Below are 23,759 nucleotides of genomic sequence, written 5' to 3'. Positions count from 1 at the left end.
GCCCCGGAATGACGGGAGTTACTTTCATCGCGGGATGTCGTAACTCTCCGCCATGAATTACCGCCACGCCTTCCACGCCGGCAACTTCGCCGATGTCATCAAGCACATCGTGCTGGCGCGCATCATCACCTATCTGCAGGACAAGCCGGGGGCGTTCCGCGTCATCGACACCCACGCCGGGGCCGGCCTCTACGATCTCGAAAGCGACGAGGCGCGGCGCGGCGGCGAGTGGCTGACCGGCATCGCGCGAGTGATGCAGGCACGCCTGTCGAACGAGACCGTCGCGCTGACCAAACCCTATCTCGACATCGTCCGCGCCTTCAATCCGAGGGGCGAGCTCAAGGCCTATCCAGGCTCGCCGCTGATCGCGCGCGGTCTGTTGCGGCCGCAGGACCGCCTCGTCGCTTGCGAGCTCGAGCCGAAGGCGCGCAAGGGGCTGATCGACGTGCTGCGCCGCGACGAGCAGGCTCGCGTGGTGGATCTCGACGGCTGGGTGGCGCTGCCGGCCTTCGTGCCGCCGAAAGAACGGCGCGGTCTCGTGCTGATCGATCCGCCGTTCGAGGCCAAGGACGAGTTCGAGCGGCTGGGCGAAGCCTTCTCGCCAGCCTTCGCGAAATGGCCGACCGGTATCTATGTAATCTGGTATCCGGCCAAGAACCGCCGCGCCACCGACACGCTGGCGCAATCAGTGGCGCGGCTCGCAGCCGCAGCAAAACCACCGGGCAAATGCCTGCGCCTCGAATTCAGCGCCGCACCGCAAGCCGATGGCGGGCCCCTCACCTCGACCGGGCTTTTGATCGTCAATCCGCCCTACACGCTGCAAGGCGAGCTCAAGACCATCCTGCCCGAGCTGGAAATGCCGCTCGGCCAGGGCGGAGCTGCCAGATTCCGATTAGAGGTGCCAAGGCCGTAACACTCCGCCATTCTTGGGAAAAATATGCAGTAGCGGTAGTCAATCCGCAAAGAACCGTATTATGCTGTTTCCGTGACTGGCTTTACGTTCCGCTTCCGCGAATGGTTGCGGCGGAGTGAAGGCCTAAGAAAGATCCTGCCGGGCCGACGAGGTCCGACCAAGGACGGCCAGCTCTCCCGGGCTTCGTAACGCCCGGTCATGTCGTGACGCGCGTCTGCGTCGCGACGGAGGAGCAATGAGGGGGAGTTTCCCGATGGCCATGACGGGAACAGTTAAGTTCTTCAACGGAGAGCGCGGCTACGGCTTCATCAAGCCTGATGACGGCGGTCGCGATGTCTTCGTACATATTACGGCTGTAGAGCGTGCGGGACTGAAAGACCTTGCCGAAGGACAGCGCATTACTTTCGAAGTCGAACCGGACAAGAAGGGGAAGGGACCCAAGGCAGTCAACCTGGTGATCCTCTCCTAGCGGGCTTGCCCGCGAAACGCCTGACGCGAAAGCACCTGACGCAAAAAAATCCCGGCCGCGAACGGCCGGGAGGCTATGGTCCGGTATTTTCTTGTTCAGCTATCAGAAGCGATAGTTCACGCCTGCGCGCACGACGCTGGCGCTGTAGCCGTTCGACACGCCGGTGATTGCGAACTGGCTCGTCGACAGATCGATGTAGAGATATTCGAGCTTGGCACTCCAGTTCGGCGTGAGGCCGACTTCCGCGCCGGCACCGATGGTCCAGCCGGCGGTGGTGTGCGACTCCGTCCAGCCGAAGGTCTGCGCGCGCAGCTCGCCGAAGGCAAGGCCCGCGGTGCCGTAGAACAGCACGTTGCTCAAGGCATAGCCGGCGCGGCCGCGCAGCGTGCCGAACCACGGATTGGAGAACTTCCACGGCGCGAAGGTATCGTCGGCGCCGGCAGCCTGGATGTCGCCCTCGACGCCGAACACCCACGCACCGTTCTGGAAATTGTAGCCGGCCTGGACGCCGCCGACGAAGCCGGACGGCTTTGCGGGGTTGTTGTCGACCGAGCCCCATTCGTAGCCGATGTTGCCGCCGAGATACGGACCGGCCCAGCTATACGCATTGAGCGGCTGGTTGACGGTATAGGGCGCGGGCCCTCCATAATTCATATCGGCGGCCCCTGCCGAAGCCGTCCAGCCGGCAGCAACCAACGCGGCTGCGCCCACAACGAGCCTCTTCATCACTCAACTCCAACGCAACTGCCGCAACCGGTGCGAAGCGTGGCGGCGCCGCGCGCGAGGCAAAACCGCATGGTTACGGAACCAAGAACTTTTCGCGCAGGATTTATCGAGAGTTTTAAGTTAAAGGGCTGTTAAGCCGGGTTACCGCGCTGTTAACAGGCTTAAGCGAGCGTTACCGGGAACTGCGCCGCCATCCTGTGTGTGCGGCATGGCCGGAACTTCAAATCGGCACCCCCAGCGCCTAAATTCGCCCCATGGTTCACGATTCCACCGACAATCCGGACGACCGCGCGCGCAAATCGCCGCACACCGCAGCGAATGACGCGCCGCCCGGGGGGCTGGCATCGCCGGACGTCGATCCCGCCACCGCAGGCGGCGACGAGGAGGACGATGCGCTGCTGCCTGACATCCTCGAGGAGAGCGGCGCGGTCGGCGAAGAGCCGCTGGCGACCGGCCACGAGGCGATCGAGCGCGCGGTCCGCCTCGCCCCGACCTCGCCCGGCGTCTACCGCATGCTCAATGCCAACGCCGACGTGCTCTATGTCGGCAAGGCCAAGAACGTCAAAAAGCGCCTGTCCAACTACGCGCGCCAGAGCGCGCCGCAGCCGGCGCGCATCCTGCGCATGATCGCGGCCACCGTGACGGTGGAGATCGTCTCGACCAGCACCGAGACGGAGGCGCTGCTGCTGGAAGCCAACCTGATCAAGCAGCTGCGGCCGCGCTTCAACGTGCAGCTGCGCGACGACAAGTCGTTTCCCTATATCCTGATAACCGGCGACCATTGGGCGCCGCAGATCCTGAAGCATCGCGGCGCCCAGACCCGGCCCGGGCGCTACTTCGGCCCGTTCGCCTCCGCCGGCGCGGTCAACCGCACCATCACAGCGTTGCAGCGGGCGTTCCTGATCCGCTCCTGCACCGATTCCTTCTTCGAGAGCCGCACCCGGCCCTGCCTGCTCTATCAGATCCGCCGCTGCGCCGGTCCCTGCACCCGCGAGATCGACTTCGGCGGCTACACGACGCTGGTGCGCGAGGCCAGCGATTTCCTCTCCGGCAAGAGCCACGCGGTGAAGCAGGAGCTTGCTGGCGAGATGGAGAAGGCTTCAAGCGAGCTCGAGTTCGAGCGCGCCGCGCTCTACCGCGATCGCCTCGCCGCGCTCTCGGCGATCCAGTCGCAGCAGGGCATCAATCCGCGCACGGTGGAGGAAGCCGACGTGTTCGCCGTCCACCAGGAAGGCGGTTTCTTCTGCGTCGAAGTGTTCTTCTTCCGCACCGGCCAGAACTGGGGCAATCGCGCCTATTTCCCCCGCGCGGAGAAGACCTTTACGCCGGAGGAAGTGCTCGGCTCGTTCCTCGCCCAGTTCTACGACGACAAGCCGCCGCCGAGGGTCATCCTGCTCTCGCATGAGATCGAGGAGAGCGAGCTGCTCGCCAACGCGCTCGCGACCAAGGCCGGTCACAAGGTCGAGGTCACCGCGCCCAAGCGCGGCGAGAAGAAGGAGCTCGTCACCCACGCGCTGACCAATGCGCGCGAGGCGCTCGGCCGCAAGCTCGCGGACACCGCGACCCAGAGCCGCCTGCTCGACGCCATGGCCGCGACGCTCAGCCTGCCGCATGCGCCCAAGCGCATCGAGGTCTACGACAACAGCCACATCCAGGGCACCAACGCTGTCGGCGCCATGATCGTCGCCGGCCCCAACGGCTTCGTGAAGAACCAGTACCGCAAGTTCAACATCAAGTCGGAAGGGATCACGCCGGGCGACGACTTCGCCATGATGCGCGAGGTCCTGGAGCGCCGCTTCAAGCGCCTGATCAATCCGCCCGAGGAGGGCGCCAAGGTCAAGGACGACGACTTCCCGCAATGGCCCGACCTCGTGATCATCGACGGCGGCCGCGGCCAGCTCAACGCGGTGCGCGAAATCTTTGCCAATCTCGGCCTGACCCAGGTATCGCTGATGTCGGTCGCCAAGGGGCCGGACCGGGATGCCGGGCGCGAAACCCTGTTCATGCCGGATCGCGAGGCGATCAAGCTGGAGCCGCGCGATCCCGTGCTCTATTTCATCCAGCGCCTGCGCGACGAGGCCCACCGCTTCGTCATCGGCTCGCACCGCAAGCTGCGCAAGAAGGACATCCGCGAGGCCGGCTTGCAGGAGATTCCGGGGATCGGCCCGTCACGCAAACGTGCCTTGCTGCACCATTTCGGAACCCTGAAGGAGATCGAACGGGCCTCGATCGCCGACCTTGGCAAGGTTCCAGGGGTGAGCGCCGAAAGCGCCCGCAGGATTTTCGAGTATTTCCATCCCCAGCCGGGGTGAAATAAAGGGGAGCCATGGTCATAAGGGCGTCGCGTCCCGCATCCCATTTGTGAGCGGGACGGTTGACCTTCAGCCTTGAGCGGTATTGGTAGGACGGATGAACATCGCCACGACACGAGGGACGACCAGCCGCGCGATGTCCCTCCCCAACATCCTGACCTATGGCCGGATCGCTGCGATCCCGGTCGTGGTCGGATGCATCTATGCGCAGTCGATTCTGGATCAGCCGCTCTGGCTGCGCTGGCTCGCGGTCGCCATCTTCATCGCCGCAGGGGTGACCGATTACCTCGACGGCTATTACGCGCGGATCTGGAATCAGCAATCGGCGTTCGGCCGGATGCTCGACCCGATCGCCGACAAGCTGCTGGTCGCGTCCTGCCTGCTGATGCTGGCTGCCGACGGCATCATCCACGGCTGGTCGCTGTGGGCCGCCATCGTGATCCTGTGCCGCGAGATCCTGGTCTCGGGCCTGCGCGAATACCTCGCCGCGCTCCGCGTCAGCGTGCCCGTGACCAAGCTTGCGAAGTGGAAGACCACGGTCCAGCTCGTCGCGATCGGCTTCCTGCTCGCGGGACCTGCCGGTGACGAGGTGGTGCCCGTCGTCACGATGATCGGCCTTGCGCTGCTGTGGGCCTCGGCGATCCTGACCATCTATACCGGCTACGACTATTTCCGCGCCGGCATCCATCACCTCATCAAGGAGGATGAGGGATGAAAGTGAAGTATTTTGCCTGGGTGCGCGAGCGCGTCGGCAAGGCGGAGGAGACCATCGAGCCGCCGGCGACCGTGCGCACCGTGGACGAGTTGATCGCCTGGCTCTCCGGCCGGAGCGAGGCTTACGCGTATGCGTTCGAGAAGCCGAAGGTGATCCGCGCCGCGATCGACCATGCCCACGTCAAGTCGGACGCCGCGATCGAGGGCGCCCGCGAGATCGCGTTCTTCCCGCCGATGACCGGCGGCTAGGCTCATGAGCTGCCCCGTCACCATCCGCATCCAGGAAGACGATTTCGACATCGCGCGCGAGATCGCGGTCCTGACCGAGAGCCGCACCGACATCGGCGCGGTGGTGAGCTTCTCCGGCATCTGCCGCGCCGACGACGACAGCGCCAAGGTCGCCGCGCTCACGCTCGAGCATTATCCCGGCATGGCCGAGGAAGAGATCAGGCGCCATGCCGACGAGGCCGTTTCGCGCTGGCCGCTCAACGGCCTCACGGTGATCCACCGCGTCGGGCGCTTCATGCCGGGCCAGAACATCGTGCTGGTGCTCACCGCCTCGCAGCATCGCCAGGCCGCATTCCAGGCGGCCGAGTTCCTGATGGATTACCTCAAGACCAGCGCCCCGTTCTGGAAGAAGGAAGAGAGCGCCACCGGCACCGGCTGGGTCGAGGCCCACGCCCGTGACGACGAGGCCGCGGCACGCTGGACCAAATCCTGATGGCAAAATTTGCGAAAAAGAGCACGCGCAGCCGCGCCGCGCCGAAGCTTGCCAAAGTGGGACCCGCCGAGCTTCTCACACTGCTCGACTTCGTCCGCTACGGGGTCAGCCGCTTTGCCGAGGCGAAGCTCGCCTTTGCCCACGGCACGACCGACCCGGTCGCGGAAGCCGTCTTCCTGGTCTGTGAGGCGCTGCATCTCACTCCCGACCAGTTTGAGGGCTTTGCCCACGCGCGTGTCACCGTCGCGGAAGGCAAGACCCTTCTCGATCTCATCCATCGGCGCGTCACGACGCGCAAACCGGCCGCCTATCTCGTCAACAAGATCTACATGCGCGGTCTGCCCTTCTACGTCGACGAGCGCGTCATCGTTCCGCGCTCCTTCATCGGCGAGCTCCTGGATTCGCATTTCGGCGACGAGGGCGGACCCGGCCCGCTGATCGACGATCCCACCGCCGTCGAGCGCGTGCTCGATCTCTGCACGGGATCCGGATGTCTTGCGATCCTCGCTGCGCATCAGTTCCCGAACGCTGAGGTCGATGCCGTCGACATCTCCAAGGGCGCAATCGAGGTCGCCGCGCGCAATGTCGCGGACTACGGACTCGAGGACCGGATCACGCTCTATCGCGGCGACCTGTTCGCTCCACTCGGCGATGCACGATATGACCTGATCATTACCAACCCGCCTTACGTCGATGCCGAAGGCATGGCGGCATTGCCGCCGGAGTGCCGGGCCGAGCCGAAGCTCGCCTTCGACGGCGGTGCCGATGGTCTCGACGTGGTGCGGAAGATCCTGCGCGATGCGCCCGATCATCTTGCGCCCGGCGGCGGCTTGATCTGCGAGATCGGCCGCGGCCGCGAACTGGTCGACGAGGCCTTTCCGGAACTGCCGCTGCTCTGGCTGGACACCGAGGACTCCGAGGGCGAGGTGTTCTGGGTTTCGGCCGCCGATCTCGGTTGATCCGTCAGGGCCGCCCGCTTCGACGGAACAAGTCAAATTCGGCCACGTTCATCCCTCCGATGCATTGTCTCGCTCTCGGAGGATGTCCCCATGCTTGCGCCATCGGGCGAATTGCTGCGCGCAGGCGTGGCGCTCAAGCTCAATCACGTCAAACGCGCTGCTCAATCCTATCTGCGTGACCAGACCAGCCAGGCCACCGGCAAGGTGACGTCCTACGCGGTGGCCGGCGGGCTGTTCGCGGTCGCAGGCCTGTTCGTTGTCGCAGCATTCCTCGTGGGGCTGATCGCCCTGTACCGCTGGGTTGCGATCCACTACGGCCAATTCTGGGGCTTTGGCGCGGTCGGCGCAGTGCTGCTGATCCTGGCTGGCGTCTGTGCCGGGGTGGCGTTGGCACAGATGAGGCGCAAAGCCAAGCCGATCGTGCCGCTCGCGAGCCGTCTGCGCGTGGCGGTCGCAACGCCGCGGATCCCGCGCGGAACAGTCAAGCAGGCGGTGAAGGAGGTCGCGACGACGATTCCATTGGCGCCGCTCGCGCCGGGCGAACGCGGCCGTGGCAACCGGAGCTCGCCGGTTCGCACCAACCGTCCCGTGCAGCTTGGCCTGATGCTCGCGGCGGTCGGGCTGCTGGGCGTCACGGCGGCGCGGAGGCGGCGCCACGGGCAGCGGTTGGAGACCTGACATGCTGATGCGGCGCTCCGAGCCAATCGACAGCTGGCTGCTGATGGCGGCCACCGCCGTCTTCGTGCTCACGGCGGAGCGCTACTTCCAGGACTCCGGCCTGATCCGGCCAGGACCTCCGCCAGACCACCGCAAGCAAGAGGCGAATTCACCGGAAACCCACCCGGCGCGCGCGGCTGTGCAGCCCCACCGCGGACGTCATGCGAAGAGCCCGTTCACGATTCCCTGGGCGGGTTGGAAGGATATTTTCTGGCGTACCTATCAGCGCATCGACGAGGATCGCCTGCTCGCGACAGCGGGCGGCGTCGTGTTCTTCGGGCTGCTCGCGATCTTCCCGGCCGTAACCGCACTGGTCTCCTGTTACGGTCTGTTCGCCGATCCCTCGACGATCAGCGCCAATCTGCAGACTCTCGCGACCATGCTGCCAGAGGGTTCATTCCAGATCGTCGAGGAGCAGGTCTCGCGCGTGGTGTCTCATGGCAATACGACGCTTGGGGCCACCTTCCTGTTCGGCCTTCTGCTGGCGATCTGGAGCGCCAACGCCGGCGTGAAAGCCATCATCGACGCCCTCAACGTCGCCTATGAAGAGCGCGAGAAGCGCAGCTTCATCAAGCTCAACATGGTGTCCCTGGCCTTCACCGTGGGCGGCATCGTGGCGCTGCTGCTGATGGTGGGGGCCGTCGTCGCCTTCCCGCTCGCGCTCAACCATCTCGGCATGGCGCCCGAAAGCAAGCTGATCGTGGCGCTGGCACGGTGGCCGCTGCTGTTCGTCATCCTGCTGGTGGCACTCGCGATCCTCTACCGCTTCGGGCCCAGCCGCGATGCGCCGCGCTGGGAATGGCTGAGCGTCGGCGCGGTGACGGCCGCCATTCTCTGGATCGCCGGCTCGTCGCTGCTGTCCTGGTATCTCTCGTCCTTCGCCAACTACAACGCGACCTACGGCTCGCTTGGAGCTGCGATCGGCCTGATGATGTGGATGTGGATGTCGGCGATCGTCATCATGTTCGGGGCCGAACTGAACTCGGAGATCGAGCGGCAGACGCTGCGCGACACGACCACCGGGCAGCCCAAGCCGCTCGGCAGCCGCGAAGCCGTCTCGGCCGACACGGTCGGCGCCGCCGCGCCATCTTGAGCGGCAGCGGTCAGGCGGGCCGGCCTGACCGCATCTCGCGCATCAGCGCCTGGTGATCACGGCTTCCAGATATTCGCTGTGCACGACGATCGTGCCGTCGTCGGCATGGTTGAACTCGCCGAGCAGCGCCAGGAGATCGCGCTTCAGCGCGGCCTGGCCGGTTTCGTCGAGCGCGGCAAACGCCTTCAGCGTGGGTCCGTAGAAGGTTTTGAATATTTCGAGCCAATGCTCCGGCGAGCGATAGCGGAACACGAACATGCGCGGCTCGGCCGCGATCTCGGAAGCCTGACTGCCGAACATCTCCTCAAGCCGTGCCCGTGTGCCCCACAGGGCCGGCGACTTCACGCCGGCCGGCGGCGGCAGATGCTTGCCGATGGTCTTGAACAGCTGGCCGATGAAACCTTGCGGGGTCCAGTTGGCGAGGCCGATCTTGCCGCTGGGTTTGCAGACCCGCGCAAGCTCGGAAGCCGCCCTGTCCTGATCCGGCGTGAACATCACGCCAAAGGTGGAGAGCACGACATCGTAACTGGCGTCGGCAAACGGCAGCGCTTCGGCATCCGCCTCGCGGAATTCGATCATGAGTTGTTCGGCCGCTGCGCGCTCGCGTCCGCGCTTGAGCAGCGCCGGGACGTAATCGGTGGACGTGACGTCACACCAGCGCCGCGCCGCGGCCAGCGTCGCGTTGCCGTTGCCGGCGGCAACGTCCAGCACCTTGCTGCCAGCGCGTATGTCGAGTGCCTCACAGAGCTGCTCGCCGACGATCTGCAAGGTGGTGCCGACGACGGCATAGTCGCCCGACGACCACGCGCCGTGCTGGCGCTGCTTGACGGCGGCAAGATCGGGCTGGGTTGTGGCGGGCTTGAGCGCGGCGGATGTCGACATGGCAATCTCCTGCGGTTGAAAACGCCGGGACGATAGGGCGCATGCGGCTCGCTGGCCTTGAGGGCGGCGTTATTTTACGCTGAGAGCACCTTGATTTTCCTAGCGGAATCCGAGGGGGAATTGTGACGTTTCAGTTCGAGGACTTCCTGCTCGACCCCGACCGCCGTGAATTGCGGCACGCGGAGACGCTCGTCGCGCTCGAACCGCAAGTGTTCGATCTCCTGACCTACCTCGTCCGCAACCGCGATCGCGTGGTGACGCGGGACAATCTGCTCGATGCGATCTGGAACGGCCGCGTCATCTCCGAATCGACACTGACCAGCCGGATCAACGCAGCGCGCCGCGCGGTCGGCGACAATGGCGAGGAGCAGCGGCTGATCCGCACCGTTGCGCGCAAGGGCGTGCGGTTCGTCGGCGCGGTGGCCGAGCTCGCCGGCGCCGCCAGACCAGCCGTGACAGACGCGCCGCCCGCGCCGGCACCGACGGGCCTGCCGCTGCCCGATCGCCCCGCGATCGCGGTGCTGCCCTTCACCAATATGAGCGGCGAGGCCGGGCAGGACTATTTCTCCGACGGCATCAGCGAGGACATCATCACCGCGCTCTCGAAGCTGCGCTGGTTCTTCGTCATCGCGCGCAACTCCTCCTTCATCTACAAGGGCCGCACGGTTCATTTGCGGCAGGTCGCCGAAGAGCTCGGCGTGCGCTACGTCGTCGAGGGCAGCGTCCGCAAGGATGGCGAGCGCGTCCGTATCACCGCGCAGCTCAACGACGTCGCCACCGGCAGCCACCTCTGGGCCGAACGCTACGACCGCGAGCTCGCCGACGTCTTCGCCGTCCAGGACGAGATCACCGAGGCGATCGTCGCCGCGATCGAGCCGCAGCTCTATGCCGCCGAGAATTTTCGGGCCCAGCGCAAGCCGCCCGACAGCATGGACGCCTGGGATCTCGTGATGCGCGCGCTCTCGCACTACTGGCGTGTGACGCGGCAGGATCACGTCGTGGCCCAGGCCCTGCTCGAAAAGGCCATCGCGTTCGACCCCACCTACGGCAAGGCGCTCGGCCTGCTCGGCACCAGCTACATGTTCACCGCGCACATGGGCTGGATGGACATGGCCATCGCGCTACCCGCCGCCGAGCGCGCAGCGCGTGCCGCGATCCGTGCCGACGACGAGGACGCCTGGGCGCACAACGCGCTCGGCCACGTCCATCTGTTCGCGCGACGGTTCGAGCACTCGCTGGCCGAGTTCGAGACGGCGCTGCGGCTCAATCCGAACTTCGCGCTGGCGCAGGGCTATCATGGCCTGGCGCTCGGCTATTGCGGCCGCTGGCAGGACGCCGACGAGGCGGCCCGGCGGGCGATCCGCCTCAGCCCGCGCGATCCCTATGCCCCGGTCTATTTCGGCATCGCCGCCTATGCACGTTTCCTCGGCGGCGACGACGAGGAGGCCATCCGCCTGGCGCAGGAGGCCTTGCGCCAGCGCAGCGACTTCGTCGGCGCGCACCGGGTGCTGACCGCGGCCGCCGGCATGGCCGGGCGTCGCGAGATCGCCGCAGCGGCCTTGAGGGAACTGCGCCGGGCCCAGCCGAACGTCTCGCTCGCCTGGATCGCCGAGTTCATGCCGATCAAGCTCGCCAGTGATCGCGAGCGCTACCTCGAAGGCTTTCGCCGGGCTGGCCTCACTTGAAGTCCGAACTGGTCGCTATCCCCCCGAATCAACAATGATGTTAAGCTCCTGCGGCTTGGGGGAGCATGAGGCGTGACGCGGTCGCACGCTGGCCGTGTTTTCCAGGGTGAGGCTGTCAGCTCTTGAGGCGTAACGCGCGGCATGATTCGCATTTCGACGATCTTCATCGCCATCTGCATGGTTCTGGTCGCGGCTTCGCTCGGCCTTGTGCTCTACGCGGTCGCCGGCATCAGCGGCACCGAATCGGCCATCGTGGCACTGACCGCGCTGACGTTCCTGATCCTCTACAACGCAGTGTCGATGCGCCTGCGCGACCGCAGCGACGTCGGTGGCCAGATCGCCGATCTCTCCCGCGGCACCGCCGACCTCGCCCGCCAGGTGGCCGAGTTCGGCCGCCGGCTGGCGGCCATGGAGGGGCGCATGGCCTCGTCCAACTCGACCAATTCCGACCGCATCCAGTCCGTGGTCGGCGAGATCAACGAGCTCGGCGGGCTGGTCAGGCAGCTCGCCACCACGGTGTCGGCTCATGAGGACCTGCTGGCCGGTGCCGCGCCGGCCCCCTCCTCCGGTCCGGTTGCGAGGCCGGAGCCTGAGGCGCCGATGGATTTGATCGCGGCGGTCGATGAGCGCCCGATGGCGCCGCCGCCACTTCCCGCAGCGCCGCGGCCTGCCATGCAGTCGCGGCCCGCGCCGCCGGTCCAGACCCAGACCGCCAATCCGGCCCACACCAACGGACGCAACCAGACCCAATTGCTGGCGACGCTGCGCAATGCGATCGACGAGAACCGCATCGACATCTTCCTGCAGCCGATGGTGACGCTGCCGCAGCGCAAGGTGCGGTTCTACGAAGCCGTGACGCGGGTGCGCGACGAGCGCGACCAGCTGATCGCCGCCGAGGACTTCATCAGCATCGCCGAGGCCTCGGGGCTGATCGGGCGCATCGACAACGCGGTGATGCTGCGCTGTGTGCAGGTGCTGCGGCGCCTGATGGTGCGCAACAAGGATGTCGGCGTGTTCTGCAACGTCGCGGCCTCCACGCTCGGCAATTCCACCACTTTCGCGCAATGCCTCGACTTCCTCGAAGCCAACCGCGCGCTGGCGCCGTCGCTGGTGCTGGAGTTCAAGCAGTCGACCTTCCGCAATCTCGGTCCGGCCGAGACCGAGAATCTCGCCGCGCTCGCCCAGCGCGGCTTCCGCTTCTCGATCGACCATGTCACCGATCTCCGGATCGAGCCGCGCGAACTCGCCGACCGCGGCGTGCGCTTCATCAAGGTACCGGCCACGCTGCTGCTCGACCCCAGGCAGGCCTCGACCTCCGACATCCACCCGTCCGACCTCTCGGATCTGCTCGGCCGTTTCGGCATCGACCTGATCGCCGAGCGGATCGAGGGCGAGCGCGCCGTGATCGATCTGCTCGATTACGACGTGCGGTTCGGCCAGGGGTTCCTGTTCGCGCCGCCCCGGCCATTGCGGCCGGAGGGGGCATCTGCTACCGGCGGGGCCGCGCCGAACCAGGCGCAGGACACTCAGGGACCCAATGCTTCCGGCAAACAAAGCTCAGGCGCGACGTCTTCGGCGCCTCCGCCCCAGCGTATCACCGGCAACGCGGCGCTCGCGCGCCGCATCTGATCGACCGCACGCATCATGACCACGCTGCATTTCGCTGAAAGCCTGCGCGAGCTCGTGGGCGGCGTCGACGTCGTGCTCAGCGACATCTGGGGTGTCGTTCACAACGGCCTCGAATCCTTCCCCGAGGCCTGCGAGGCGCTGCACACCTATCGCAGCCGGGGCGGTACGGTGATCCTGATCACCAACGCGCCGCGCCCGGCCGACTCGGTGCAGCGGCAATTGCGCAAGCTCGGCGTCCCCGACGAAACCTATGACGCGATCGTGTCATCGGGCGATCTGACCCGGCTCTATGTCGCCGAGCATCCCGGCCGCAAGATGTTCTGGCTCGGCCCCGAGCGTGACAGTTCGATCTATCGCGGCCTCGACGCGAAAACCGCTCCGCTGGAAGAGGCCGACTACATCGTGTGCACCGGCCTCTATGACGACGAGACCGAGACCGCCGAAGACTATCGAGGCATGATGCTGAAGGCGCGCGAGCGCAAGCTGACGCTGGTTTGCGCCAACCCCGACATCGTGGTGGAGCGCGGCGACCGGCTGATCTATTGCGCCGGCGCCGTCGCGGAGCTTTACCGCGAGCTCGGCGGCGAGGTGATCTTCTACGGCAAGCCGCACCGCCCGATCTACGAGCGCGCCATGCGGCTAGCCGGCGAGCGCCAGGGCCACATGATCGACCGCAGACGCGTGCTGGCGATCGGCGATTCCGTCCGCACCGACTTAACCGGCGCGCGCGAATTCGGCATTGACTGCCTGTTCGTCACCCGCGGCATCCATGCCGAGGAATTCGAAGGCCTCGACCAGCTCGATCCGGCCTCGGTGATGGAATTGTTCGGCCACCCGCCGAAGGCGCTGATGCGCGAATTGAAGTGGTGATGACCTAACGGGGCACGCGAAGCGCGAACTACGGGGCGCACTTGCGTTCCATGGTTCGGTGCTGACGCACCGCCCCGGAATGACGGACCCGACGTAGAAGGCCCGGGACGCGGCCCGGGCCTTGCGAGTTCAGCCGAAAACTCTGGCGCGCTTACGCGCTCGCCATGTCCGGGAAGACCGCTTCGATCTTGGTCTTCAGCGTCGCCGCGTTGAACGGCTTGACGATGTAATTGTTCACGCCGGCCTTCTTGGCCGCGATCACGTTCTCGGTCTTCGACTCCGCCGTGATCATGATGAAGGGCGTGGTGGCGAGGTTCGGATCCGCGCGCACTTCGCGCAGCAGGTCGTAGCCCGTCATCGGCTCCATGTTCCAGTCGGAGATCACGAGCCCGTACTTCTTGCCGCGCATCTTGTTCAGTGCCGCCGAACCGTCGCTGGCATCATCGATATTCTCAAAGCCAAGCTGCTTCAGCAGATTCCTGATGATTCGGATCATGGTGCTGTAGTCATCAACCACCAGAACCGACATCGACAAATCAACCGCCATCTCGACTCCCCCAACGCAAACCCAGGAATATTACGATCGGACCTGCCAGGCCGGAGGCCGGTCCAGTTCCACGTTTCAAGGACTAGCACCAAGGCGTTAAACAGCGCGTTAACTGGGGGCGCCCCCGCAGAATTGAAACCCTGTTGAATCCGGCCCGCCTCCCCCGCTTGACTTCATCGGGCGGGTCGCGCCACGGTCCCGGCCGGTCCCGCCGGCTCGAGAATTCCCCTGATGGCCCCGCAATTTACCGTTATTCGCGACACCACGCCGGATTCTGCCATTCCCCGCGGCGCCGTGGTCGCCATGGGCAATTTCGACGGGGTTCATCTCGGCCACCGGGCCGTCATCGCGGCCGCCCTGGAAATGGGCCGCGCGCATGGCCGCCCAGCGCTGGCATTGACCTTCGAGCCGCACCCGCGCCGGTTTTTCAGCCCCAATACCCCGCAATTCCGCCTGACGGACGAGCGGGCCAAGCTGCGGCTTCTGGCCGGCACCGGGCTTGCCGGTGCCGTGGTCATGACCTTTGACAAGGCAAGGGCCGGTACCAGCGCGCAAGACTTCATTCACCACGACCTGATCGGACGTCTCGGCGTCAGCGGCATCGTGGTCGGCTATGACTTCCATTTCGGCAAGGGGCGCGTCGGCTCGCCGGGCCTCCTGGTCAACGAGGCACCCCGGCTCGGCATCGAGGTCGACGTGCAGCCGCATGTCGATATCGACGAGCGGCCGGTGTCCTCCAGCGCGATCCGGATCGCGCTGGCCGAAGGCCTCCTCGAGGAGGCCACGACCATGCTGGGCGCGCCCTGGTTCATCACCGGCGAGGTCATCCACGGCGAGAAGCGCGGCCGCGACCTCGGCTACCCCACCGCCAATATCCGGCTCGACGCCAATTGCGGCCTCAAGCACGGCATCTATGCGGTTCGGGTCGGCTGCGGCACCGAGCGGCTCGACGGGGTGGCCAGCTTCGGCCGCCGCCCGACCTTTGATAATGGCGCGCCGCTGCTCGAAATCTTCCTGTTCGACTTCAAGGGCGACCTCTATGGGCAGGCGCTCGACTGCGCCTTCATCGGCTTCATCCGCGAGGAGCTGAAATTCGACAGTCTGGAGGCCCTGATCCGGCGGATGGACGACGATTCGGCCCGTGCCCGCACTATCCTGGCCGCCGCCCCGGACGCATTTCCACGGCTTGGCGCGATCGACTGAGGCCGAAACGGGCCTGCCGGACCTTTGCGCTTCCTCGGCCCGGCTGCTATGGAGAGCCCATGTTTGCGCGGCGCATCATAGGGATTAGCGGCCCGGCTTCCGCCTGAGCTTTTGGCTCGGCGCAAGACCGGGATTTGGTCGTTTCACCCCCGCGATTCCATGTCGCCATCCGTTCCCGCGCCCTTCCGAGCCAGTCAGCCTCATGTCCGAAAAGCCGCAAAAGTCCCAAAAGTCTGAAGCCAACGACTATTCCAAAACCCTGTTCCTGCCGCAGACCGAATTCCCGATGCGTGCCGGCCTGCCGCAGCGCGAGCCGGAGATTCTCAAGTACTGGAACGACATCGGCCTCTACGACAAGCTGCGCAAGGAAGCCGAGGGCCGCGCCAAGTTCGTGCTGCATGACGGCCCGCCCTACGCCAACGGCAACATCCATATCGGGCACGCGCTGAACAAGATCCTCAAGGACGTCGTGACCAAGAGCCAGCAGATGCTCGGGTTCGACTCCAACTACGTGCCGGGCTGGGATTGCCACGGCCTGCCGATCGAATGGAAGATCGAGGAGGAGAACTACCGCAAGAAGGGCAAGCAGAAGCCCGATTTCCGCGACTCCACCGCGATGGTGGCATTCCGGAAGGAATGCCGCGCCTATGCGACGCACTGGATCAACGTGCAGCGCGAGGAGTTCAAGCGGCTCGGCATCATCGGCGACTGGGATCATCCCTACCAGACGATGAGCTATCCGGCCGAAGCGCAGATCGCACGCGAGTTGATGAAATTCGCCGCCAACGGCACGCTGTATCGCGGCTCCAAGCCGGTGATGTGGAGCGTGGTCGAGAAGACCGCGCTGGCCGAGGCCGAGGTCGAGTACGAGGACTACACCTCCGACATGGTCTGGGTGAAATTCCCGGTGACCTCGCCGGCCCATGGCGTGCTTGCTTCCGCCAGCGTCGTGATCTGGACCACCACGCCCTGGACGCTGCCGGGCAACCGCGCCATCTCGTTCTCGCCGAAAATCGCCTACGGCCTCTTCAAGGTGACGGATGCGCCTGCGGACAATTGGGCCAAGACGGGCGATCTCCTGATCCTGGCCGATACGCTGGCTGCGGACGTGTTCAAGCAGGCCCGCGTCACGGCTTACGAGAAGGTGCGCGACATTCCCGGCGACACGCTGGATGCCGTCGAATGCGCCCATCCCTTGCGTGGCCTCGGTGGCGGTTACGAGTTCATCGTGCCGCTGCTCGCCGGCGAGCATGTCACCGACGACACCGGCACCGGCTTCGTGCACACCGCGCCGAGCCACGGCCGCGAGGACTTCGACGTCTGGATGGCCAACACCCGCGAGCTCGATGCGCGAGGCATCCCGACCGCGATTCCCTACACCGTCGACGAGAACGGCGCCTACACCGCCCAGGCTCCCGGTTTCACCGGCAAGCGCGTGCTCAACGACAAGGGCGAGAAGGGCGATGCCAACGAGGCCGTGATCCAGGCGCTGATCGAGCGCGGCAAGCTGCTCGCGCGCGGCCGCCTCAAGCACCAATATCCGCATTCGTGGCGCTCGAAGAAGCCGGTGATCTTCCGCAACACGCCGCAATGGTTCATCGCGATGGACAAGGACATCAGCGAGGACGGCCACGCGAAGAAGGGCGACACGCTGCGCGCCCGCGCGCTGCGTGCGATCTCGGTGACGCAATGGGTGCCGCCGTCGGGCGAGAACCGCATCAACGGCATGATCGCGAACCGTCCGGACTGGGTGATCTCGCGCCAGCGCGCCTGGGGCGTGCCGATCGCCGTGTTCGTGCGCGAGATGGCCGATGGCTCGGCCGAGATCCTGCAGGACGAGATCGTCAACCAGCGCATCACCGAAGCCTTCATGGAGGAAGGCGCGGATGCCTGGTACATGGACGGCGCCCGCGAGCGCTTCCTGGGCTCGCGTTCAGGCGAGGACTGGAAGAAGGTCGACGACATCTGCGACGTCTGGTTCGATTCCGGCTCCACCCACGCCTTCGTGCTCGAGGATCGTCAGAACTTCCCGCAGCTCGGCGACATCGTCCGCAAGGTCGACGGCGGCAACGATACCGTGATGTATCTGGAAGGCAGCGACCAGCATCGCGGCTGGTTTCATTCCTCGCTGCTGGAAAGCGCCGGCACGCGCGGCCGCGCGCCCTACGACATCGTGCTCACCCACGGCTTCACGCTCGACGAGAACGGCCGCAAGATGTCGAAGTCGATCGGCAACACCGTCGAGCCGCAGAAGGTGATCAAGGATTCGGGCGCGGACATCCTCCGCCTCTGGGTCTGTGCCACCGACTATGCCGACGACCAGCGCATCGGCCCGGAGATCCTGAAGAACACCATCGAGACCTATCGCAAGCTGCGCAACACGGTCCGCTGGATGCTCGGAACGCTGCATCACTTCAAGGCGAGCGAGAAGGTCGCTCACGCCGAGATGCCGGAGCTCGAACGGCTGATGCTGCACGAGCTTGCAAAGCGGGCAGCGATCATTCGCGCGGCCTACACCACCTTCGACTACAAGACCGTCGTCGCCACGCTCTCCGCTTTCCTGAACAGCGAGCTGTCGGCCTTCTACTTCGACATCCGCAAGGACACGCTGTATTGCGATCCGCCGTCCTCGCCGGCGCGCAGGGCGGCGCTGACGACGATCGACCTGCTGTGCGAATCCGTCCTGAAGTGGCTCGCTCCGATTCTGAGCTTTACCGCCGAGGAGGCCTGGCGGATGTACAGGCCGCAGGCCGAAGCGTCGGTCCATCTCACGATGTTCCCCGGTGCAATGGATGAGTTCCTCGACGACAGGCTGGCCGCGAAATGGGAGATCATCCGCGACGTTCGCCGCGTCGTCACCGGCGCGCTCGAGCTCGAACGCGCCGCCAAGAACATCGGCTCCTCGCTCGAGGCTTCGCCTGTGATCTATGTCGCCGACCGGAACGTGCTGATGACGTTGTTCGACACCGACCTCGCCGAAATCTGCATCACCTCGAACTACGAGCTGCGTGAGGGCGAGGCGCCGGCTTCGGCGTTCCGTCTCGATGCGGTGCCCGGCGTTGCCGTCGTGGTGGAGAAGGCGGTCGGCACCAAATGCGCGCGCTCCTGGAAGATCTCGCCGACGGTCGGCGAAGACCCTGAATATCCAGACGTCACCCCGCGCGATGCGAAGGCGCTGCGCGAATGGAAGGCGCTGGGGGTGAGCATCTGATGCCGGCATGACCCCCCTCCGCGCCGGCATCATCTCGGCCGTGGTCACGGTCATCCTCGACCAGGCCTCAAAGCTCTGGCTGCTAAACGGATTCGACCTCGCCCGGCGCGGCGTGGTGAGGGTGACGCCGTTCTTCGACCTCGTGCTGGCCTGGAACATCGGCATCAGCTTCGGCTGGCTCCAGAACGACGGCCAGGCGGCGCAGATCGCGCTGATGGCGGTCAAGACCATCGCCGTGGTCGCGCTGGCGATCTGGATGGCTCGGTCGCACACCCTGCTCGCCACGGTCGCGCTCGGCCTGATCATCGGGGGCGCCATCGGCAACGGCATCGACCGCCTGGCCTATGGCGCGGTGGTCGATTTCGCCCTGTTTCACATCGATATCGGCGGAAATACCTATAATTGGTACGTGTTCAACCTCGCGGACGTGGCCATCGTTGCTGGGGTGGCAGCGCTATTGTATGATTCCTTCCTGGGGGTACCCGCCGCAAAAGCGCCCTGATCCCGGCCGATACGACCGGCAGGTGGAACCTTGCTTTTGCGAGGGTTTAAGCCGCGGGGCGAGCGGCAAACTGCCACAATTTGGAACAGGTACAGCGATGCGCAGCTCGAAGACCAGCGGTTCGATCGGAGATCCCCGGTCGGGGTTCTGGCAGGCATTGAGATTATCCGCCGTCGCGCTCGGCATCGGTCTCGTCATGTCGGCGGGGGCGGCCCGCGCCGGTGATGACGGCGACGACGAAGACGACATGACCTTCGAAGAGAAGCTCATCGACAATCTGATGTCCGGCATCGGCGCCAAGAGCATGGAGAAGAAGGGTATCGAGTACCGCGAGCGCTCCCCGCTGGTGGTACCGCCCAAGCTCGACCTGCCCCCGCCTGCCGGAACCGAAGCCAAAAACGTGCCGAACTGGCCGAAGGACCCCGACGAGAAGCGCCGCAAGGAGGCGATCGCCCAGCGGAAAAAGGCTGTCAAGGCCACGGAGAACTGGCAGGCCGCCCAGCCGCTGACGCCCGCCGAGATGAAGGCCGGTCAGGTCGCCGCTCCGGAGCGCACCAGCAACGATCCGATCCAGCCGGGCACCAACGGCAATCCTTCGCTCAGCCCCGCCCAGCTCGGTTACGCCGGCGGTCTGTGGAACATGATGAAGGGCGGCAACGGCTCCGAAGAAAAGAAGTTCACCAGCGAGCCGCCGCGCCAGTCGCTCGTCGAGCCGCCGCCCGGCTACCAGACGCCGTCACCGAACTACGCCTACGGCGCCGGTCCGGACAAGTCGCGGCGGACCTATTTCGACATCATGTCGGGCAAGGACAAGGAACAATAGCGTTCCTCGTCCACCGCGACATTCTGACAGAGCGCGCCGGCGGCTGATGAATCCCGGCGCGGTCTTGAATTGCTTATCAGTAACTTGCCTAAGCGGTGAGTTCTCTGCTTCGTGACGCGAAGCCTCAGCCGCACGGTGTAGCATGCCGTGCCCTCCGAGCCGGACATCCGGGCTCGGCCTGTCATAAGGATGATGATGTCCTCTTACCGATCGGCTGCCTGCCTTCTTGCCGCGCTGCTTTCGACCAGCGTCCTCTCAGCCGGCGCCGCGCTCGCCCAGACCACGGTGACATCGGCCCCACCCGCCAGCTTCACGCTGCCCAACGGCATGCAGGTGGTGGTGATCCCGGACCACCGCACGCCCGTGGTCACGGAGATGATCTGGTACAAGGTCGGCTCGGCCGACGAGACGCCGGGCAAATCCGGGCTCGCGCATTTCCTCGAGCACCTCATGTTCAAGGGCACCTCAAAGCATCCGGTCGGCGAATTCTCCCAGACCGTGCTTCGCGTCGGCGGCAACGAGAACGCCTCGACCTCGGTCGATTACACCAACTACTACCAGCGGGTGCCGAAGGAGCAGCTGCCGACCATGATGGAGTTCGAGGCCGATCGCATGACCGGCCTGATCCTCAAGGACGAGAACGTGCTGCCAGAACGCGACGTGGTGCTCGAAGAGTACAACATGCGCGTCGCCAACAATCCCGAGGCGCGGCTCAACGAGCAGATCATGGCCGCGCTCTATCTCAACCATCCCTATGGCCGCCCGGTGATCGGCTGGCACCAGGAGATCGAGAAGCTCGATCGCGAGGACGCGCTGGCCTTCTACCGCCGCTTCTACGCGCCGAACAACGCGATCCTGGTGATCGCCGGCGACGTCGAGGCCGCCGACATCCGTCCGCTGGTCGAGCGCAATTTCGGCGCCATCCCGGCCCAGCCCGCGATCCCCGCGCGCCGCGTCCGCCCGCAGGAGCCCGAGCCGGCCGCACCCCGCACCGTCACGCTGGCCGACCCGCGCGTCGAGCAGCCGAGCCTGCGCCGCAATTATCTGGCGCCGTCCGCAACGACGGCCGCAGCCGGCGAGAGCGCAGCCCTCGACGTGCTGGCACAGCTGATGGGCAGCGGCAGCAATTCCTATCTCTACCGCGCGCTCGTCGTCGACAAGCCGCTCGCGGTCTCCGCCAGCGCCAGCTATTCGAGCATCTCGCTCGACCCGACCCAGTTCGCGATCTCGGCCGCGCCGAAACCCGGCGTCAGCTTCGCCGAGGTCGAGCAGGTGATCGACGGCGTCATCGCCGACATCGCGCAGAACCCGATCCGCGCCGAGGATCTGGAGCGCGTGAAGACCCAGCTCATTGCCGAAGCGATCTACGCCCAGGACAATCAGGCCGTGCTGGCGCGCTGGTATGGCGGCGCGCTGACCACGGGCCTGTCGATCGAGGACATCAGGAGCTGGCCCGATCGCATTCGCGCGGTCACCGCCGAGCAGGTGCGCGCCGTCGCGCAGAAATGGCTCGAGAAGAAGCGCTCGGTGACGGGCTACCTGATCAAGGACACCAGTGCCACCAAGCGCGAGGAGAAGCGTTCGTGACCTATCACTTCCTTCGCGCAAGACACTTCGTCCTCTCCCTCGCGACCGGGGCGGCGCTCGCCCTCGCCACGGTCGCGCCGTCGCAGGCGGCGGCAAAGATCCAGCGCCTGGTCTCGCCCGGCGGCATCGAGGCCTGGTTCGTGCAGGACGCCACCGTGCCGCTGATCGCCATGGAATATTCCTTTGCCGGCGGCTCGGCCCAGGATCCCAAGGACAAGTCGGGCGTCGCCAATCTGGTCGGCGACCTGCTCGATGAAGGCTCCGCCGATCTCGACTCCAAGACCTTCCACGAGCGGCTCGACCGCCGTGCCATCGAGCTCTCCTTCAGCGCCAGCCGCGACAGCTTCCGCGGCAGTCTGCGCATGCTGCGCGACAACAAGGACGAAGCCTTCGACCTGCTCAGGATGGCGTTGACCTCGCCGCATTTCGACACCGCCGATATCGAGCGCATCCGCTCGCAAGTGATCTCAGGCCTGCGCCGCGAGACCACCAACCCGTCATCGCTGGCGAGCCGCAAGTTCCTGGAGGTCGCCTTCGGCGATCATCCGTACAGCCGGCAGAGCAACGGCTCGCTGGACAGCGTGCCGACCATCACGGTCGCCGACCTCAAGGACTATGTCGGCCGCGTGCTCGCCAGGGACGGGCTGAAGGTCGCTGTCGTCGGCGACGTCGATCCGGAGACGCTCGGCAAGCTGCTCGACCACACCTTCGGCAGCCTGCCCGCCAAGGCCAATCTCGTGCCGGTGCCCGACGTCGACGCGATCAAGCCGCCGCAGCGCGCCTTCGTGCCGCTGGACGTGCCGCAAACCGTGATCACCTTCGGCGGCCCCGGCGTGAAGCGCAGCGACCCCAACTTCATGGCGGCCTATGTCGTCAACCACATCCTCGGCGGCGGCGGACTGTCCTCGCGGCTCTATCGCGAGGTTCGCGAGAAGCGAGGCCTGGCCTATTCCGTGTTCGAATCCCTGCTCTGGATGGAACATTCGGCGGTCTTCATCGGCAACACCGGCACCCGCGCCGACCGCGCCGGCGACACCATCGACGCCATCGAGAAGGAGGTGCGCCGCATCGCCGAGGAGGGCCCGACGCAGAAGGAGCTCGACGAGGCCAAGTCCTACCTCAAGGGCTCGCAGATGCTGGCGCTCGACACCTCATCCAAGCTGGCGCAGGCGCTGCTGCAGTACCAGCAGGACAAGCTGCCGATCGACTATATCGAAAGGCGCAATGCCATCGTCGACGCCGTGACCCTGGACGACGCCAAGGCCGCCGCCAAGCGGCTCTGGGGCCAGGGCCTGCTGACGGTCGTCGTCGGCCGCACCCCGCAGGCCGCCGCGCAGCCCGCGGCTACGGCGCCCAAGTCCAATTAGCAGTCGAACAGACCTCTTCTCTGTAGGCTTCCTGAAATGGCCGGGTTTGCCCCGGCCATTTGTGTTCGCTGGGAGCGCCATTGCTGAAGGCCGGTGTCCGCGGTATGTCCGGACATTACGAATGGTGCCATCATGCTGCGGATATCCCGCGATCTCGTCATCGACGAGGACGACATCGAGATCGGCTTCGTCCGCGCCTCCGGGCCGGGCGGGCAGAACGTCAACAAGGTCGCGACCTCCGCGCAACTCCGCTTCGACACGCGCAAGCTGACCTTGCCCGACGATGCCGCGCTGCGCCTCGCCCGCATCGCCGGCCAGCGCATGACCAAGGACGGCGTCATCGTGATCCACGCCCAGCGCTTCCGCACCCAGGAGCGCAACCGCCAGGATGCCATCGACCGCCTCGTTGAAATCCTCGAAGAGGCCATGGTGCGACCAACGCCGCGGCGCGCCACGCGGCCGACCTTCGCCTCCAAGCAGCGCCGGCTCGAAGGCAAGAAGCGCCGCAGCGACGTCAAGGCGGGGCGCGGCGGCCGCTTCGACGATTAAAGCACGATCGGGAACGGTGCGAAGCGATTTTCCGAAAAATTCATGCGCAAACAACATCCTAAAGCGCGATGACCTTGCGGCCGGAGTTTTTTGCCGCCGATTAAAGCGCGATGAGATTGGACGGCGCTTTCGCGGAATTGTGCTCCGCATATAAGGCAGCGCGGAACATGCGCCGCGTTGCCAGGGACGACGCGAGCTGAAATGTCCCCATTTCGGATGTGGGAAGCCTCGACCTTCCCAATGCATTTGTTGCCGCGCGGCATTAAACTGGGATATTCGC

General features: G+C 65.7%; 22 protein-coding genes. 19 read left to right on the top strand and 3 right to left on the bottom strand.

What is annotated here, in order from left to right; all coding sequences use genetic code 11:
* The first annotated feature begins 52 nt into the window (after window positions 1-52).
* Together ACRQ5Q_RS05410 and ACRQ5Q_RS05405 are read left to right on the top strand one after the other, a co-directional pair.
* Complete coding sequence (locus ACRQ5Q_RS05410; protein WP_439396374.1) at window positions 53-913, top strand: 23S rRNA (adenine(2030)-N(6))-methyltransferase RlmJ; 861 nt, start codon at window positions 53-55, stop codon at window positions 911-913.
* A 253-nt stretch (window positions 914-1,166) separates the two neighbouring features.
* On the top strand, window positions 1,167-1,382 hold the full coding sequence (locus ACRQ5Q_RS05405) for a cold-shock protein (RefSeq protein ID WP_008544396.1): 216 nt from the start codon (window positions 1,167-1,169) through the stop codon (window positions 1,380-1,382).
* Window positions 1,383-1,484: 102 nt separating this feature from the next.
* Here ACRQ5Q_RS05405 and ACRQ5Q_RS05400 read toward each other — a convergent pair whose 3' ends face one another.
* Complete coding sequence (locus tag ACRQ5Q_RS05400; RefSeq protein ID WP_439396372.1) at window positions 1,485-2,108, bottom strand: outer membrane protein; 624 nt, start codon at window positions 2,106-2,108, stop codon at window positions 1,485-1,487.
* 254 nt (window positions 2,109-2,362) lie between these two features.
* On the opposite strand from ACRQ5Q_RS05400, the gene uvrC reads away from it, so the two are divergent.
* The 7 genes from uvrC (at window position 2,363) to ACRQ5Q_RS05365 (ending at window position 8,624) form a co-directional block, all read left to right on the top strand.
* Window positions 2,363-4,420: an excinuclease ABC subunit UvrC gene (uvrC, locus tag ACRQ5Q_RS05395; RefSeq protein WP_439396371.1), complete on the top strand. Its 2,058-nt coding sequence runs from the start codon at window positions 2,363-2,365 to the stop codon at window positions 4,418-4,420.
* Window positions 4,421-4,517: 97 nt separating this feature from the next.
* Complete coding sequence (pgsA, locus tag ACRQ5Q_RS05390; RefSeq protein WP_439371132.1) at window positions 4,518-5,135, top strand: CDP-diacylglycerol--glycerol-3-phosphate 3-phosphatidyltransferase; 618 nt, start codon at window positions 4,518-4,520, stop codon at window positions 5,133-5,135.
* Window positions 5,132-5,383 carry a molybdopterin converting factor subunit 1 gene (moaD, locus tag ACRQ5Q_RS05385; RefSeq protein ID WP_439371134.1) on the top strand — a complete coding sequence of 84 codons (252 nt, stop codon included), beginning with the start codon at window positions 5,132-5,134 and terminating at the stop codon, window positions 5,381-5,383. The genes pgsA and moaD overlap by 4 nt, the downstream gene beginning before the upstream one ends.
* A 4-nt stretch (window positions 5,384-5,387) precedes the next feature.
* The gene (locus ACRQ5Q_RS05380; RefSeq protein WP_439371135.1) at window positions 5,388-5,855 is read left to right on the top strand and encodes a molybdenum cofactor biosynthesis protein MoaE; all 468 of its coding nucleotides are present in this window, start codon (window positions 5,388-5,390) and stop codon (window positions 5,853-5,855) included.
* On the top strand, window positions 5,855-6,814 hold the full coding sequence (gene prmB, locus ACRQ5Q_RS05375; protein ID WP_439396369.1) for a 50S ribosomal protein L3 N(5)-glutamine methyltransferase: 960 nt from the start codon (window positions 5,855-5,857) through the stop codon (window positions 6,812-6,814). Before ACRQ5Q_RS05380 ends, prmB begins: the two co-directional genes overlap by 1 nt.
* Window positions 6,815-6,904: 90 nt before the next feature.
* Window positions 6,905-7,492 carry a phage holin family protein gene (locus ACRQ5Q_RS05370; protein WP_439396367.1) on the top strand — a complete coding sequence of 196 codons (588 nt, stop codon included), beginning with the start codon at window positions 6,905-6,907 and terminating at the stop codon, window positions 7,490-7,492.
* Window position 7,493: 1 nt separating this feature from the next.
* Window positions 7,494-8,624 (top strand): YihY/virulence factor BrkB family protein, encoded by a 1,131-nt coding sequence (locus ACRQ5Q_RS05365; RefSeq protein WP_439396365.1) that lies wholly within the window; start codon window positions 7,494-7,496, stop codon window positions 8,622-8,624.
* A 42-nt stretch (window positions 8,625-8,666) separates the two neighbouring features.
* On the opposite strand, the gene ACRQ5Q_RS05360 is transcribed toward ACRQ5Q_RS05365, so the two are convergent.
* Window positions 8,667-9,506: a class I SAM-dependent methyltransferase gene (locus tag ACRQ5Q_RS05360; protein WP_439371140.1), complete on the bottom strand. Its 840-nt coding sequence runs from the start codon at window positions 9,504-9,506 to the stop codon at window positions 8,667-8,669.
* Between the two features lie 122 nt (window positions 9,507-9,628).
* Between ACRQ5Q_RS05360 and ACRQ5Q_RS05355 the strand changes: the two genes are divergently transcribed.
* From ACRQ5Q_RS05355 to ACRQ5Q_RS05345, 3 genes are all read left to right on the top strand, one after another.
* Window positions 9,629-11,191 (top strand): winged helix-turn-helix domain-containing tetratricopeptide repeat protein, encoded by a 1,563-nt coding sequence (locus tag ACRQ5Q_RS05355; RefSeq protein WP_439396363.1) that lies wholly within the window; start codon window positions 9,629-9,631, stop codon window positions 11,189-11,191.
* Between the two features lie 141 nt (window positions 11,192-11,332).
* The gene (locus tag ACRQ5Q_RS05350) at window positions 11,333-12,820 is read left to right on the top strand and encodes an EAL domain-containing protein (protein WP_439371143.1); all 1,488 of its coding nucleotides are present in this window, start codon (window positions 11,333-11,335) and stop codon (window positions 12,818-12,820) included.
* Window positions 12,821-12,835: 15 nt separating this feature from the next.
* Window positions 12,836-13,690: a TIGR01459 family HAD-type hydrolase gene (locus ACRQ5Q_RS05345; protein ID WP_439371144.1), complete on the top strand. Its 855-nt coding sequence runs from the start codon at window positions 12,836-12,838 to the stop codon at window positions 13,688-13,690.
* A gap of 151 nt (window positions 13,691-13,841) precedes the next feature.
* On the opposite strand, the gene ACRQ5Q_RS05340 is transcribed toward ACRQ5Q_RS05345, so the two are convergent.
* Window positions 13,842-14,237 carry a response regulator gene (locus tag ACRQ5Q_RS05340; RefSeq protein WP_007596883.1) on the bottom strand — a complete coding sequence of 132 codons (396 nt, stop codon included), beginning with the start codon at window positions 14,235-14,237 and terminating at the stop codon, window positions 13,842-13,844.
* A 231-nt stretch (window positions 14,238-14,468) separates the two neighbouring features.
* On the opposite strand from ACRQ5Q_RS05340, the gene ACRQ5Q_RS05335 reads away from it, so the two are divergent.
* From ACRQ5Q_RS05335 to arfB, 7 genes are all read left to right on the top strand, one after another.
* Window positions 14,469-15,440: a bifunctional riboflavin kinase/FAD synthetase gene (locus ACRQ5Q_RS05335; protein ID WP_439371146.1), complete on the top strand. Its 972-nt coding sequence runs from the start codon at window positions 14,469-14,471 to the stop codon at window positions 15,438-15,440.
* A gap of 202 nt (window positions 15,441-15,642) precedes the next feature.
* The gene (gene ileS, locus ACRQ5Q_RS05330) at window positions 15,643-18,651 is read left to right on the top strand and encodes an isoleucine--tRNA ligase (protein ID WP_439396361.1); all 3,009 of its coding nucleotides are present in this window, start codon (window positions 15,643-15,645) and stop codon (window positions 18,649-18,651) included.
* Window positions 18,652-18,658: 7 nt separating this feature from the next.
* Complete coding sequence (lspA, locus tag ACRQ5Q_RS05325; protein WP_439396359.1) at window positions 18,659-19,153, top strand: signal peptidase II; 495 nt, start codon at window positions 18,659-18,661, stop codon at window positions 19,151-19,153.
* Between the two features lie 97 nt (window positions 19,154-19,250).
* Complete coding sequence (locus tag ACRQ5Q_RS05320; RefSeq protein ID WP_439396358.1) at window positions 19,251-19,976, top strand: hypothetical protein; 726 nt, start codon at window positions 19,251-19,253, stop codon at window positions 19,974-19,976.
* 192 nt (window positions 19,977-20,168) lie between these two features.
* Window positions 20,169-21,563 carry a M16 family metallopeptidase gene (locus ACRQ5Q_RS05315; RefSeq protein WP_439375717.1) on the top strand — a complete coding sequence of 465 codons (1,395 nt, stop codon included), beginning with the start codon at window positions 20,169-20,171 and terminating at the stop codon, window positions 21,561-21,563.
* Window positions 21,560-22,930 carry a M16 family metallopeptidase gene (locus tag ACRQ5Q_RS05310; RefSeq protein WP_439396356.1) on the top strand — a complete coding sequence of 457 codons (1,371 nt, stop codon included), beginning with the start codon at window positions 21,560-21,562 and terminating at the stop codon, window positions 22,928-22,930. Before ACRQ5Q_RS05315 ends, ACRQ5Q_RS05310 begins: the two co-directional genes overlap by 4 nt.
* 132 nt (window positions 22,931-23,062) lie before the next feature.
* A complete protein-coding gene (gene arfB / locus ACRQ5Q_RS05305; protein ID WP_439396354.1) occupies window positions 23,063-23,479 on the top strand; it encodes an alternative ribosome rescue aminoacyl-tRNA hydrolase ArfB in 417 nt (138 codons plus the stop codon).
* The last annotated feature ends 280 nt before the right edge of the window (window positions 23,480-23,759 follow it).

The sequence above is a fragment of the Bradyrhizobium sp. PMVTL-01 genome (assembly GCF_051861855.1).
In the GTDB taxonomy this organism is placed as follows: domain Bacteria; phylum Pseudomonadota; class Alphaproteobacteria; order Rhizobiales; family Xanthobacteraceae; genus Bradyrhizobium.
This window is presented reverse-complemented; position numbering and strand designations above follow the sequence as displayed.